General features: G+C 74.4%; 13 protein-coding genes and 1 pseudogene. 8 read left to right on the plus strand and 6 right to left on the minus strand.

From position 1 onward, the window contains the following. Positions 1–89: 89 nt before the first annotated feature. Positions 90–920, minus strand: a complete 831-nt coding sequence (locus AWW66_RS28545; RefSeq protein WP_067372765.1) for an MBL fold metallo-hydrolase — start codon at positions 918–920, stop codon at positions 90–92. Continuing rightward, on the minus strand, positions 917–1,312 hold the full coding sequence (locus AWW66_RS28550; protein WP_067372768.1) for a thioesterase family protein: 396 nt from the start codon (positions 1,310–1,312) through the stop codon (positions 917–919). Before AWW66_RS28550 ends, AWW66_RS28545 begins: the two co-directional genes overlap by 4 nt. 101 nt (positions 1,313–1,413) lie before the next feature. Between AWW66_RS28550 and AWW66_RS28555 the strand changes: the two genes are divergently transcribed. Beyond that, entirely contained in the window at positions 1,414–2,619 is a 1,206-nt protein-coding gene (locus tag AWW66_RS28555; RefSeq protein WP_083979099.1) for a phosphatase PAP2 family protein, read from the plus strand. Between the two features lie 78 nt (positions 2,620–2,697). On the opposite strand, the gene AWW66_RS28560 is transcribed toward AWW66_RS28555, so the two are convergent. The 3 genes from AWW66_RS28560 to AWW66_RS33115 form a co-directional block, all read right to left on the minus strand. Continuing rightward, complete coding sequence (locus AWW66_RS28560) at positions 2,698–4,107, minus strand: PH domain-containing protein (RefSeq protein WP_083979101.1); 1,410 nt, start codon at positions 4,105–4,107, stop codon at positions 2,698–2,700. A 149-nt stretch (positions 4,108–4,256) separates the two neighbouring features. Then, a complete protein-coding gene (locus AWW66_RS28565; RefSeq protein WP_067372774.1) occupies positions 4,257–4,811 on the minus strand; it encodes a PH domain-containing protein in 555 nt (184 codons plus the stop codon). After that, complete coding sequence (locus AWW66_RS33115) at positions 4,808–5,032, minus strand: hypothetical protein (RefSeq protein WP_083979102.1); 225 nt, start codon at positions 5,030–5,032, stop codon at positions 4,808–4,810. The genes AWW66_RS28565 and AWW66_RS33115 overlap by 4 nt, the downstream gene beginning before the upstream one ends. Positions 5,033–5,427: 395 nt before the next feature. Here AWW66_RS33115 and AWW66_RS28570 point away from each other — a divergent pair, with 395 nt between their 5' ends. From AWW66_RS28570 to AWW66_RS28600, 7 genes are all read left to right on the plus strand, one after another. Next, positions 5,428–6,525 (plus strand): AAA family ATPase, encoded by a 1,098-nt coding sequence (locus tag AWW66_RS28570; protein WP_067372776.1) that lies wholly within the window; start codon positions 5,428–5,430, stop codon positions 6,523–6,525. Continuing rightward, positions 6,510–7,520: a DUF58 domain-containing protein gene (locus AWW66_RS28575; protein ID WP_396890659.1), complete on the plus strand. Its 1,011-nt coding sequence runs from the start codon at positions 6,510–6,512 to the stop codon at positions 7,518–7,520. The genes AWW66_RS28570 and AWW66_RS28575 overlap by 16 nt, the downstream gene beginning before the upstream one ends. Continuing rightward, the gene (locus AWW66_RS28580; protein WP_067372779.1) at positions 7,517–8,467 is read left to right on the plus strand and encodes a VWA domain-containing protein; all 951 of its coding nucleotides are present in this window, start codon (positions 7,517–7,519) and stop codon (positions 8,465–8,467) included. The genes AWW66_RS28575 and AWW66_RS28580 overlap by 4 nt, the downstream gene beginning before the upstream one ends. A 153-nt stretch (positions 8,468–8,620) precedes the next feature. Continuing rightward, on the plus strand, positions 8,621–9,325 hold the full coding sequence (fabG, locus tag AWW66_RS28585) for a 3-oxoacyl-ACP reductase FabG (RefSeq protein WP_067372783.1): 705 nt from the start codon (positions 8,621–8,623) through the stop codon (positions 9,323–9,325). A gap of 20 nt (positions 9,326–9,345) precedes the next feature. Beyond that, a complete protein-coding gene (gene fabI / locus AWW66_RS28590; protein ID WP_067372786.1) occupies positions 9,346–10,116 on the plus strand; it encodes an enoyl-ACP reductase FabI in 771 nt (256 codons plus the stop codon). 136 nt (positions 10,117–10,252) lie between these two features. After that, positions 10,253–11,281: a ferrochelatase gene (locus AWW66_RS28595; RefSeq protein ID WP_067372789.1), complete on the plus strand. Its 1,029-nt coding sequence runs from the start codon at positions 10,253–10,255 to the stop codon at positions 11,279–11,281. Between the two features lie 45 nt (positions 11,282–11,326). Continuing rightward, entirely contained in the window at positions 11,327–12,106 is a 780-nt protein-coding gene (locus AWW66_RS28600; RefSeq protein WP_067372792.1) for an HAD-IIA family hydrolase, read from the plus strand. A 37-nt stretch (positions 12,107–12,143) separates the two neighbouring features. Here AWW66_RS28600 and AWW66_RS28605 read toward each other — a convergent pair. Further along, positions 12,144–12,446 (minus strand): annotated as a pseudogene (locus AWW66_RS28605) (hypothetical protein); the annotation flags it as partial.

Genomic DNA, 12,446 nt, shown 5'->3' on the forward strand with positions numbered 1-12,446 from the left:
ACGATCCTCACGTCCAAAGGACACGCCCATCATCATTTAGTTAGGAACTCTAAGAGGGGGCCCTTCCTTACCAAGGGGGCGGCGGAGTGTCAGTCGAGGCCGTCCAGGTGCCCGAAGGCGCGGCGGGCGGCGGTCAGGCCCGGCCGGGCGCCGAACGGGGCCTCGGCGGCGACCCGCTCCGGCGGGGCACCGGCGGTGTGCGCGGCCCGGATCAGCCAGGCCAACTCCGCCAACTGGGCGTGCTGGGCCCGGACGAAGTCGACGTCGACCAGGTCGCCGTGCCCGGGTACCACCACCGTCGTGGGCGTGGTCAGCCGGAGCAGGTCGGCCACCGCGTCCGGCCACTGCAACGGGTACGACTCGGCGAAGTCCGGCGGCGCGCCGGACTCGACCAGGTCCCCGGCGACCAGGACGTCGGCGTCCGGCACGTGCACCACCAGGTCCCCGGCGGTGTGCCCGCGGCCCGGGTGGCGCAGCAGCACCCGCCGGCCACCCACGTCGAGGACCGTCTCGACGTGCACCGTCTCCGTCGGCGCGAGCAGCACCGTGGCGGCCAGTTCGGCGGCGAGCGCCGGCTGCTCGGCGCGCATCTCCTCGGCGGCCGCCCGGCGGACCTGGTCCGGCCGCTCACGCAGCTCCTCGGCGGCCCACACGTGCGCGTACACCGGTCGGGGCGGGTCGGTGGCCAGGGTGGCGTTGCCGAAGCAGTGGTCGAAGTGGTGGTGGGTGTTGACCACCGACCACGGCGCGTCGGTGACCGCGCGGGCAGCGGCGGCCAGCGCGGCGGCCTGCCCGGCGGTGGAGAGCGTGTCGACCAGCAGCGCCGCCCCGTCGCCGACGACCAGCGTGACGTTGACGTCGAGCAGCGGCTCGCGCAGCACGTGCACCCGGTCGGCGACCTCGACGAAGTGGAGTGTCATGACGTCCGCGCCGCCCGGTCCACGAAGCGTTGCCGGTCGACCAGCAGCCGCTCCACCCGCCCCTGCGCGACCGTCGCGCCGCCCTCGGTGACGCTCACCTCGAACAGCAGCCGCCGCCCGTCGACCGTCGCCAGGCGGGCCTGCGCGACCACCGTCCGGCCGACCACGGTCGCCGCCCGGTGGTCCAGCTCGACGCGGACCCCGACGGTGGTCGCCCCGGGCGGCAGCCCGGTCGCGGTCGCCGCCACGGTGGCCGCCTCCGCGAGGGCGAGGACCCGGGGGGTACCCAGCACCGGCACGTCCCCCGAGCCGACCGCCTGGGCGGTGTCGGCGTCGGTGACGGTCAGCTCGACCCGGGCGTCGAGACCGGCGGTGAGGGAGTGCTCCTGCATGCCCCCCAGCCTAGGCCGGCACGGGCGGCGCGGGTACCGGACGGCACCGCAACGGTGGTCGGCGTCCATCGATGCGCCGCGCGCCGTTAACCTTGACCGCGATGGCCGTCGTGACTGACCCCCAGCCCCCCGCCCCGACCGAGCAGCCCACGCCGGCTGACGGTGGCCGCCGCCGCGTGATCGCCATGTCGATCTGGAGCGTCGCCTTCGTCGCCGCCTGGCTGACAATCGGCCTGCCCACCGACCCGGTGTACGCCTTCGTCTGGATCTGGGCCGGGACGATCGCCTGGCACTCGACCCGGCCGTGGCGCAGCCACCTGCGTTTCGGCCGTGACTGGGCGCCAGTGGTGATCCTGCTCGTCATCTACAACCTCTCCCGGGGCTTCGCCGACAACGGCGCGACCCCGCACGCCTACGAGCTGATCGTCGCCGACCGGGTGATGTTCGGCTGGCTCACCGGCGGCGACGTGCCCACGGTCTGGCTCCAGCAGCACCTCTACAAGCCGGACGTGCAGTGGTACGACGTGCTGGTCAGTTGGGTGTACTTCTCACACTTCGTGGTGGCGTTCGCCGCCGCGGCGGTGCTCTGGATGCGCAACCGGGCCCGCTGGATCGCCTTCATCAGCCGCTTCGGCTTCCTCTGCGCCTCCGGCCTGGCCACCTACTTCCTCTACCCGGCCGCCCCGCCGTGGTGGGCGGCCCAGTACGGCATGCTGGAGGAGGTCGCCCGGATCTCCACCCGGGGCTGGCGGGCGTTCGGCATGGGCGGCGCGGGCAACCTGCTCAACGCCGGTCAGATCGCCTCGAACCCGGTGGCGGCGATGCCGTCGCTGCACACCGCCTGGGCCCTGTTCGTGGTGCTGTTCTTCTTCCGCTCGGTGCGGCGGCGCTGGTGGCTGCTGCTGCTGATGTACCCACTGGCGATGACCTTCACCCTGGTCTACTCCGGCGAGCACTACATCATCGACGTGCTGGTCGGTTGGCTGTACGTCGGAATGACCTTCCTGGTCGTCGGCCTGGCCGAACGCTGGTGGGCGCGATGGCGCGGCCGGAGGCCGGTGACGCAGGTCGCCGGCCCGGACTACGACCCCGACGCCGTCGGGACGGCCCCCCTGCCGGCGGCCGGGTCGGCCCAGGACGGCGAGGCGTCGCCCGTGCCGGCCGCCGAACCGGACTCCACGCCGGCCGCCCGACCCGCGCCCGCGCCGGCCGGGCCACGGGCGGCGCAGGACGACGCCGGGGAGACCCGGTCCGGGCCGGCGGGCAGCGCGTCCGCCGGCACCCCGGGGGTACCGGTCAGCGGTTGACCCGCCGGCCGCTCCCCGGCTGACCAGTTCCGTGGCTGACCAGGTGCCCCGGGGTCGACCCGACCTCGGGGCACCTGGTCAGGTGCCGAGGCGGGCGGTGTGCGCGCGGGCGGTGAGTTCGGCGGCCAGCGTCCGGGCCTCGGCGAGGTCGCGGTCCTGGGCCGCCGCGCCCGCGCCACCGGCGGTGTCCGCGTGCACGGTGGCCAGGCCGAGCCGGCGCTGCACCGGCCCCTGCACCAGCCGGACGCTCTGGATCCGGGCGTACGGCACCAGGGTCACCTGACGGGTCAGCAGGCCCGAGCGGACGGCGAAGACCTCGTCGGTGAGGACCGCGCCCAGCCGTGCCCGGCTCAGCGGGTTCAGCCAGCGGGCCCGGGGCGGCGGCGGGGTCAGCGGCAGCGCCGCCAGCCGGACCCCGGGCAGCACCTCGGTCACGATCGACTCACCGGTCGGCAGGTCACCGACGGGCAGCAACCGGTCCGGCCGGTTACGGTCGTCCGACTCGCCCGCCGAGTAGCCGGCCACCTCCAGCCGCAGCCGCAGCCAGCCCTTGACCCGCCACAGCAACGGCCAGGTGACGCCGACCGTCTGCACCCGGTTGAGCGGTACGGTCTGCGCCCGGGTCTCCAGCAGCCCGTTGCGGATGCGCAGCACCTCGTCGTCGCGGGCGATGCGGAACGCCCAGTCGTCGAGCACCCGGCGGATCGGTTGCAGCAGCACCCCGGCCATCGCGGTGAGGGTGCTCGCCACCGCGATGAACGACGTCGACCCCTCGGAGAAGAACTGGGCCAGCACGAACGCCACCCCGAACGGCAGCAGGAACGCCTGCGGGGTGAGCAGTTGGCTGACCAGCAGGTCCTTGTTGCGGACGGCGTGCAACGGCCGGCCGGTCGCCGCCGGGGCGGGCGCGGCCCCGGGTACCGCCTCCGGCTCGGGGGTGGCCGGCACCGCGCCCGCCCCGGCGGCCAGGGCGAGCAGCCGGGCCCGCAGCGCGGCGGCGTCGGCCACGGTCAGGTACGCCAGCGGGGCCTCGGTCTTGCCGCCACCCACCACCTCCAGCCGCAGCTCGGCGAGCCCGGTGAGCTGGGCGAGCAGCGGGCGGACCACCTCCACGGCCTGGAGCCGTTCCAGCGGGATCGCCCGGGTCCGGCGCCAGAGCAGCCCCTCGTGCACGCGCAGTTCCCGGCCGACCACGTGGTACCCGGTGTTGTACCAGCTCACCAGCGCGAGCACGGTGGCGCCCAGCGCCAGGACGGCGACCATCGCCGCGAACCAGCCGAAGCCCACCCGGGACAGGGTCGACCAGGAGAGCCCGGCGATCACCACGACCAGCGACTTGGCCCCGTGCAAGGCCGGGCTGAGCGGATGCAGCCGCTGGCGCGGCTCGCCCCCCTCGGGTACGCCCGCCGGCCAGGCCACGGGCCCGACCGCGCCGGCCTGCCCGGCGTACCCGGCCTGCTCCGCGCGGCCCGCCTCGATGCCTGCCATGGCGTGGCCGGGGTGGTCTGCACCCGCGGGCGGCTCCGCCGGTGCGGGCTGCTGTGCGTGTGCGCCGTGGTCCGCCCACGCGGGCTGGTCCGCGCCGGATTCCGCCGGGCGGGGACCGGTCGGCTCCTGGGCCGGGCCGGGGCTGGCCGTCACAGGCCCTCCGCGCGGTCTTCGCCGAGGGCGGTGAGCCGGTCACGCAGCCGGGACGCCTCCGCCGGCCGCAGGCCGGGCACCCGCGCGTCGGTGGCCGCCGCGGCGGTGTGCAGTTGCACGGTGGCCAGGTCGAAGGCCCGCTCCAGGGGGCCGGCGCTGACGTCGACGAACTGCATCCGGGAGTACGGGACGATGGAGAGCCGCCGGACCAGCAGACCGTGCCGGACCAGCAGGTCGTTGTCGCGTTCGGCGTAGCCCCAGACGCGGACGGCGCGCACGATCGCCACCACCCGCCAGGCGGCCAGCACCGCGACGGCCCCGAGGGCGGCGCCGAAGAACCAGTGCCCGGCGACCGCCCAGCCGACGGCGAGCCCGATCACGAGCACGGCCAGGGTCAGCGCCAGCCGGATCAGCTCCACCCAGATCAGGTCGTGGGAGATCGACTGCCATCGTACGGTGGCGGGCCAGGGGTCCAGCGGGCTGACCGGGGCAGCCGCCGCCCCGGCCGGGTCGTCCCCGTCGACGGCCGGTGATCTGTCGGGTGCGCTCACGTGTCGAGCGTAGGCGATCCGGGGGCCGCAGCGACCTCCCGGAGGAAGCCCCGGGCATCGAGAAAGTCACCGAGGGTGGTCCGGTGCTCCGGACAGGCCAGCCAGGTCTTGCGTCGGGCGGCGTCGTGCAGCCGGGGATTGTTCCAGAGTAGAGCCCAGGCGGCGGGCTCCCGGCAGCCACGGGCCGAGCAGACGGGGCTCTCGTCGGTGGGGCTGGTCATCGGGGCCAGTCTAGCGACGGGGCCGGCCGGCTGGCCGCCCAGCCGCCGGCCGCCGCACGTCGACCGGGCGGTGCGGGGCGGTGACCGGAGGGTGTCGGACCGGTGACCGAGGGCCCGGTGACCGGGGGGTGCGGGACGGCGGTCGGGGGCCCAGCCATCGGGAGATGCGGGCCGGTGACCGGGGAAGATGAGCGCCGGGCGGCCACGGGGGGAGCCGCCCGGCGACGGGATGAATCGTACACACGCCGGGGCCCCTCGTGTCCACCCGTGTCGGCGTTTCGGGCATGGCGGGACGGCGTGGCGAAAAACGCCTTCTCCCCGTCTCGGCTCTCAGCCGGGCATGCGAGTCTTGTACGGCACGACGTCGTGACAACCGAGCACGCTGTGGAGGACCGGTGGCCCAGCCGACCACACCCGACGCCCCGCCGACCGGCGCCGGCTCCCAGGGGACCCCTGCCCCGGTGACCACCCCCGCGGAGGACGCCACCCTGCTGGAGCGGGCGCTGTTCGAGATCAAGCGGGTGATCGTCGGGCAGGACCGGATGGTCGAGCGGATGTTCGTCGCGCTGCTCGCCCGGGGGCACTGCCTCCTGGAGGGGGTGCCCGGGGTGGCGAAGACCCTCGCGGTGGAGACCCTCGCCACGGTGGTCGGCGGCTCCTTCGCCCGGGTGCAGTTCACCCCGGACCTGGTCCCGGCCGACATCATGGGTACCCGGATCTACCGGCAGTCCAGCGAGAAGTTCGACGTGGAGCTGGGTCCGGTGTTCGTCAACTTCCTGCTGGCCGACGAGATCAACCGGGCGCCGGCCAAGGTGCAGTCGGCGCTGCTGGAGGTGATGAGCGAGCGGCAGGTCTCCATCGGCGGCGAGACCCACCGGGTGCCGGAGCCGTTCCTGGTGATGGCCACCCAGAACCCGATCGAGCAGGAGGGCGTCTACCCGCTGCCGGAGGCGCAGCGGGACCGCTTCCTGATGAAGATCGTGGTCGGGTACCCGACCGACGCCGAGGAGCGGGAGATCGTCTACCGGATGGGGGTGGCCCCGCCGGTGCCGGCGCCCGTCTTCACCACCAGCGACCTGCTCGCCCTGCAACGCAAGGCGGACCAGGTCTTCGTGCACAACGCGCTGATCGACTACGCGGTCCGGCTGGTGCTGGCCACCCGGTCGCCGAACGAGCACGGGATGCCCGACGTGGCGCAACTGATCCAGTACGGTGCCAGCCCGCGCGCCTCGCTCGGCCTGGTCCGGGCCACCCGGGCGCTGGCGCTGCTGCGCGGGCGCGACTACGCCCTGCCGCAGGACGTGCAGGACGTCGCCCCGGACATCCTGCGGCACCGGCTGGTGCTCAGTTACGACGCGCTCGCCGACGACGTCCCGGCCGACCACGTCGTGCACCGGGTGATGTCGACCATCCCGCTGCCGTCGGTGGCCCCCCGGCAGCAGGCCACCCCACCCCCGCCCGGCGGGCCGGGCAGCGGCTGGCCCGGACAGTAGCCGTGCCGGTGCCCACCCCCACCCCGGCCCCCGGCGCCGGGGCGGTGCCGCCCCGTACCGAGGCCGTGCTGTCCCGGCTCCAGCTCATGGTCACCCGCAAGCTCGACGGCCTGCTCCAGGGCGACTACGCGGGCCTGCTCCCCGGCCCCGGCAGCGAGGCGGGGGAGTCGCGGGAGTACCGCCCCGGCGACGACGTGCGCCGGATGGACTGGCCGGTCACCGCCCGGACCACCACCGCGCACGTGCGGCGGACGGTGGCCGACCGGGAGCTGGAGACCTGGTTGGCGGTGGACCTCTCGGCCAGCCTGGACTTCGGCACCGGCCGGTGGCTCAAGCGGGACCTGGTGGTCGCCGCCGCGGCGGCGATGACCCACCTGACCGTGCGGGGCGGCAACCGCATCGGCGCGGTGATCGGCACCGGCGCCGCGCCCGTGCCGACCCGCCGGTGGCGGGCCGCGCCCGCGCCGACCGGCCCCGGGGTGACCGTGCGGGTGCCGGCGCGGGCCGGCCGCAAGGAGGCCCAGGGGCTGCTGCGGGCCATCGCCCGTACCCCGGTGCGACCGGGCCGCAGCGACCTGGGCGCGCTGGTCGACATGCTGAACCGGCCGCCGCGCCGCCGGGGGGTGGCGGTGGTGGTCTCCGACTTCCTCGCCCCGCCGCAGCAGTGGGGCCGGCCGATCCGCAAGCTGCGGGTCCGGCACGACGTGCTGGCCATCGAGGTGGTCGACCCGCGTGAGCTGGAGCTGCCCGACGTCGGGGTGCTGCCGGTGGTCGACCCGGAGACCGGGGAGCTGCACGAGGTGCAGACCGCCGATCCGGGGCTGCGCCGCCGGTACGCCGAGGCGGCCGACGCCCAGCGCGCGGCGATCGCCCGGGAGCTGCGCGGCGCCGGCGCCGCCCACCTGCGACTGCGTACCGACACCGACTGGCTGCTCGACATGGTGCGCTTCGTGGCCGCGCAGCGGCACGCCCGCACCCGGGGGACGACACGATGATCCGTTTTCTGCAACCGTGGTGGCTGCTGGCCCTGCTGCCGGTGCTCGCCCTCGCCGCCTTCTACGTCTGGCGGCAACTGCACCGCAAGACGTACGCGGTCCGGTTCACCAACGTGGACCTGCTGCGCACGGTCGCGCCGAAGGGGCTGGGCTGGCGTCGGCACGTCCCGGCGACCGCGTTCCTGCTCTGCCTGCTGGTGCTGGGCACCGCGCTGGCCCGGCCGGCGCTGGACACCCGGGAGCCGTTGGAGCGGGCGACCATCATGCTCGCCATCGACGTGTCGCTGTCGATGCAGGCCGACGACGTGTCGCCGAACCGGCTGGAGGCCGCCCAGGAGGCGGCCAAGCAGTTCGTCGGGGAGCTGCCCGAGACGTACAACCTGGGTCTGGTCTCGTTCGCCAAGTCGGCGAACGTGCTGGTCCCGCCGGGCAAGGACCGGGGCGCGGTGACCAGCGCGATCGACGGGCTGGTGCTGGCCGAGGCGACCGCGACCGGGGAGGCGGTCTTCACCTCCCTGGAGGCGATCCGGTCGGTCCCCGCCGACGGGGCCGCCGGCATCCCCCCGGCCCGGATCGTGCTGCTCTCCGACGGCTTCCGGACCTCCGGCCGGTCGGTGGAGGAGGCCGCCGCCGCCGCGCAGGCGGCCAACGTCCCGGTCTCCACCATCGCCTTCGGCACCGACTCCGGCCAGGTGGACATCGGCGGGCAGCTCCAGCGGGTACCGGTGGACCGGATGGCCCTGGCCGAGCTGGCCGAGACCACCGAGGGCTACTTCTACGAGGCCGCCTCGGTGACCGAGCTGAAGCAGGTGTACCAGGACATGGGCAGCTCCATCGGGTTCCGGACCGAGGCCCGGGAGATCACCCAGTGGTACGCCGGGCTGGCGCTGCTGCTGGCGCTCTGCGCCGGGGCCACCAGCCTGCTCTGGACCTCCCGGATCGTCTGAGCGTCGCCGCCCCGGCCCGGCCGGTCCGGGCCGCGCCGAGGTGGCGTACCGCGTGGTGGGCGTGCTGGTTAGCGATTACCTGCCGGTAACGCCTAGGCTCCCTCCGACGTGATCAGCGTCAGACGTGATCAGCGAGAGACCAGAGGGGGAGCCGTGGCCCGTACCGTGCTGGTGACCGGCGGCAACCGGGGGATCGGCCTGGCCGTGGCGCAGGCCTTCGCCAAGCAGGGCGACCGGGTGGCGGTGACCCACCGCTCCGGGGACGCGCCGGAGGGCCTGTTCGGGGTCAAGTGCGACGTCACCGACTCCGCCTCCGTCGACGCGGCCTTCAGCGCCGTCGAGGCCGAGCTGGGCCCGGTCGAGGTGCTGGTCGCCAACGCCGGCATCACCGACGACACGCTGCTGCTGCGGATGACCGAGGAGCAGTTCACCCGGGTCCTGGACACCAACCTCACCGGCGCGTTCCGCTGTGCCAAGCGGGCCACCGGCAAGATGCTCCGCGCGAAGTGGGGCCGGATGATCTTCGTCTCCTCGGTGATCGGGCTGTACGGCGGCCCCGGCCAGGTCAACTACGCGGCGAGTAAGGCCGGCCTGGTCGGCGTGGCCCGCTCGATCACCCGGGAGCTGGGCAGCCGCAACATCACCGCGAACGTGGTCGCCCCGGGCTTCATCGACACCGACATGACCGCCGCGCTGCCCGAGGAGCGCCGGGCCGAGTACGTCAAGGCGATCCCGGCCGGTCGGCTGGCCAGCGCCGAGGAGGTCGCCGGGGTGATCACCTGGCTGGCCGGGGACGCGGCGGGTTACATCACCGGCGCCGTCATCCCGGTCGACGGCGGCCTGGGTATGGGGCACTGACAAAACGGAGGAACCACGACATGTCCGGACTGCTCGCCGGTAAGCGACTGCTGGTCACCGGCGTCATCACCGACTCCTCGATCGCCTTCTCGGTGGCGAAGCTCGCCCAGGAGAACGGCGCGCAGGTCGTCCTCACCGGCTACGGCCGGCTCTCCCTGGTCCAGCGGATCGCCAAGCGGCTGCCCGAGCCGGCCCCGGTGATCGAACTCGACGTCACCAACCCCGAGCACCTCGCCGGGCTGGCCGACAAGGTCCGCGAGCACGTTGACGGCCTCGACGGGGTGGTCCACTCGATCGGCTTCGCCCCGCAGAGCTGCCTCGGCGGGGGCTTCCTCGACGCCCCCTGGGAGGACGTGGCGACCGCGCTGCACGTCTCGACGTACTCGTACAAGTCGCTGGCCGTGGCGGCGCTGCCGCTGATGCAGCCGGGCGGCGCGGTGGTCGGGCTCACCTTCGACGCGACCAAGGCGTGGCCGGTCTACGACTGGATGGGGGTGGCCAAGGCCGGGCTGGAGTCCGCCTCCCGCTACCTCGCCATGCACCTGGGCCCCAAGGGCATCCGCAGCAACCTGGTCGCCGCCGGGCCGCTGCGGACCATGGCCGCGAAGTCGATCCCCGGCTTCGAGAAGTTCGAGGAGAGCTGGGCCGAGCGGGCCCCGCTGCCCTGGAGCCTCACCGACCAGGAGCCGGCCGCCCGCGCCTGCCTCGCCCTGCTCTCGGACTGGTTCCCCGCCACCACCGGCGAGATCGTGCACGTCGACGGCGGCTACCACGCCCTCGGCGCCGCCTGAGGTGTAAGGAAGGGCCCCTTGTTAACGCCTACGGTAGAGAAGGTCACCCCTCTCACCGCCGGGTGTTAAGAGGGGGCCCTTCCTTCTGCCAGGGGGTGTCGGTGGGGCGGCGGGGCGGGCGGGGAAGAATGGCCCCATGGCGTACGACGCGGTGGTGCTGCTCTCCTTCGGTGGCCCGGAGCGGCCCGAGGACGTGGTGCCGTTCCTGCAGAACGTGACCCGGGGTCGCGGGGTGCCCCCGGAGCGGCTCGCCGAGGTGGCCGAGCACTACCAGCACTTCGGCGGGGTGTCCCCGATCAACCAGCAGTGCCGGGACCTGCTCGCCGCGATCCGGGCCGACTTCGCCGCGCACGGCCTCGACCTGCCGGTGTACTGGGGCAACCGGAACTGGACCCCGATGCTCGCCGACACCGTCGCGCAGATGCGCGACGACGGGGTCCGCCGTGCGCTGGCCTTCGTCACCAGCGCCTACGGCGGGTACTCGTCCTGCCGGCAGTACCAGGAGGACATCGTGGCGGCGCGGGCGGCGGTCGGGCCGGACGCCCCGGTGATCGACAAGCTCCGCCAGTTCTGGGACCACCCGGGTTTCGTCGAGCCGCACGCCGACGCGGTCCGGGCGGCCCTGGCCCAGCTCGACCCGGCCCGCCGGGACAGCACCCGGCTGGTCTTCACCGCCCACTCCGTGCCCACCTCGATGGCGGCCAGCGCCGGCCCGCACGGCGGCCGGTACGAGGCGCAGCTGCACGAGACGGCCCGGCTGGTGGCCGCCGCGGCGGCCCCCGACCTGCCGTACGACCTGGTGTGGCAGAGCCGCTCCGGCCCGCCGCACGTGCCGTGGCTGGAACCGGACGTCAACGACCACCTCGCGGCGCTGGCCGGGGCGGGCACCACCGCCGTGGTGGTCAGTCCGATCGGGTTCGTCTCCGACCACCTGGAGGTGGTGTGGGACCTCGACACCGAGGCGCTGGAGACGGCCAAGCAGCTCGGGCTGGACTTCGTCCGGGCCGGCACCCCGGGCACGGATCCCCGGTTCGTGGCGATGGTCCGCGAGCTGGTCCGGGAGCGGACCGACCCGGACGGCGCCACGCTGCGGCGACGCCTCGGCGAGCTGCCGATGTGGGACACCTGCCCGACGGTGTGCTGCGTGCCGGCCCGCCGCCCCTGACCCGCCCGCACCGGGCCACCGCACACCACACCCCTGGGACGACAGATGACAGAACGCAAGCCGGTGGAGAGCTGGCTGACCGACATGGACGGCGTGCTGGTGCACGAGGGACAGCCGGTGCCGGGGGCGCCGGAGTTCGTCAACCGGCTGCGCGCCTCGGGCAAGCCGTTCCTGGTGCTCACCAACAACTCCATCTACACCCCCCGGGACCTGCGGGCCCGGCTCACCCGGATGGGCTTCGAGGTGCCGGAGCAGGCGATCTGGTCGTCGGCGCTGGCCACCGCCCAGTTCCTCGCCGACCAGCGGCCGGGTGGCACGGCGTACGTGATCGGGGAGGCCGGGCTGACCACGGCCCTGCACGCCGTCGGGTACGTGCTGACCGACTTCGCCCCGGACTACGTGGTGCTGGGGGAGACCCGCACCTACAGCTTCGAGGCGATCACCAAGGCGATCCGGCTGATCAACGACGGGGCCCGGTTCATCTGCACCAACCCGGACGCGACCGGCCCGTCGGTGGAGGGGGCGCTGCCGGCCGCCGGGTCGGTGGCCGCGATGATCTCCAAGGCCACCGGGGTCGAGCCGTACTTCGTCGGCAAGCCGAACCCGATGATGATGCGGTCGGCGCTGAACACGATCGACGCGCACTCCGAGTCGACCGCGATGATCGGTGACCGGATGGACACCGACGTCCTGTGTGGACTGGAGGCGGGGCTGGAGACGATCCTGGTGCTGACCGGGATCAGCACCCGGTCGGAGGCGGAACGGTATCCGTACCGTCCCTCCCGGATCGTCAACTCGGTGGCCGACCTGATCGACGAGATCTGACCCGAGTTCCGGCCGACGGCGGCGACCGGGGTGGCCGCTACGGGCGCAGCGGGGCGTTGCAGGCGGCGACCAGGGCCTGCCGGCAGGCGACGGTCAACGGCCGCAGGGCGGCGTCGCGCTGCTGCGCCTCGTAGTTGTTGACCGCCCCGCCGGGCGCGGCGTGCCCGGCCAGGGCCAGCACCCGGTCGAGCACGGCGGCGCGGGCGAACAGCCGGCGGGCCCGGGGGTCGAACCCCGGGGGCAGGTCGGTGGTGCCGTCGGGGCGGCGCAGCGCGGCCAGGGCCCCGGCCAGCTCGGGCCGCCACTGGGCGACGTCGAGCCGGGTCAGCGCGGCGGTCGT

This window comes from Micromonospora rosaria (genome assembly GCF_001567585.1).
Classification (GTDB): Bacteria; Actinomycetota; Actinomycetes; order Mycobacteriales; family Micromonosporaceae; genus Micromonospora; species Micromonospora rosaria.

What these genes read in the sequence shown, in the direction of transcription:
- AWW66_RS28555 (WP_083979099.1), top strand. Translation starts at nt 1,414, where the DNA reads ATGGCCGTCGTGACTGACCCCCAGCCCCCCGCCCCGACCGAGCAGCCC.
- AWW66_RS33115 (WP_083979102.1), bottom strand. Translation starts at nt 5,032, where the DNA reads ATGACCAGCCCCACCGACGAGAGCCCCGTCTGCTCGGCCCGTGGCTGC.
- AWW66_RS28545 (WP_067372765.1), bottom strand. Translation starts at nt 920, where the DNA reads ATGACACTCCACTTCGTCGAGGTCGCCGACCGGGTGCACGTGCTGCGC.
- AWW66_RS28580 (WP_067372779.1), top strand. Translation starts at nt 7,517, where the DNA reads ATGATCCGTTTTCTGCAACCGTGGTGGCTGCTGGCCCTGCTGCCGGTG.
- AWW66_RS28600 (WP_067372792.1), top strand. Translation starts at nt 11,327, where the DNA reads ATGACAGAACGCAAGCCGGTGGAGAGCTGGCTGACCGACATGGACGGC.
- fabI (WP_067372786.1), top strand. Translation starts at nt 9,346, where the DNA reads ATGTCCGGACTGCTCGCCGGTAAGCGACTGCTGGTCACCGGCGTCATC.
- AWW66_RS28560 (WP_083979101.1), bottom strand. Translation starts at nt 4,107, where the DNA reads ATGGCAGGCATCGAGGCGGGCCGCGCGGAGCAGGCCGGGTACGCCGGG.
- AWW66_RS28550 (WP_067372768.1), bottom strand. Translation starts at nt 1,312, where the DNA reads ATGCAGGAGCACTCCCTCACCGCCGGTCTCGACGCCCGGGTCGAGCTG.
- AWW66_RS28595 (WP_067372789.1), top strand. Translation starts at nt 10,253, where the DNA reads ATGGCGTACGACGCGGTGGTGCTGCTCTCCTTCGGTGGCCCGGAGCGG.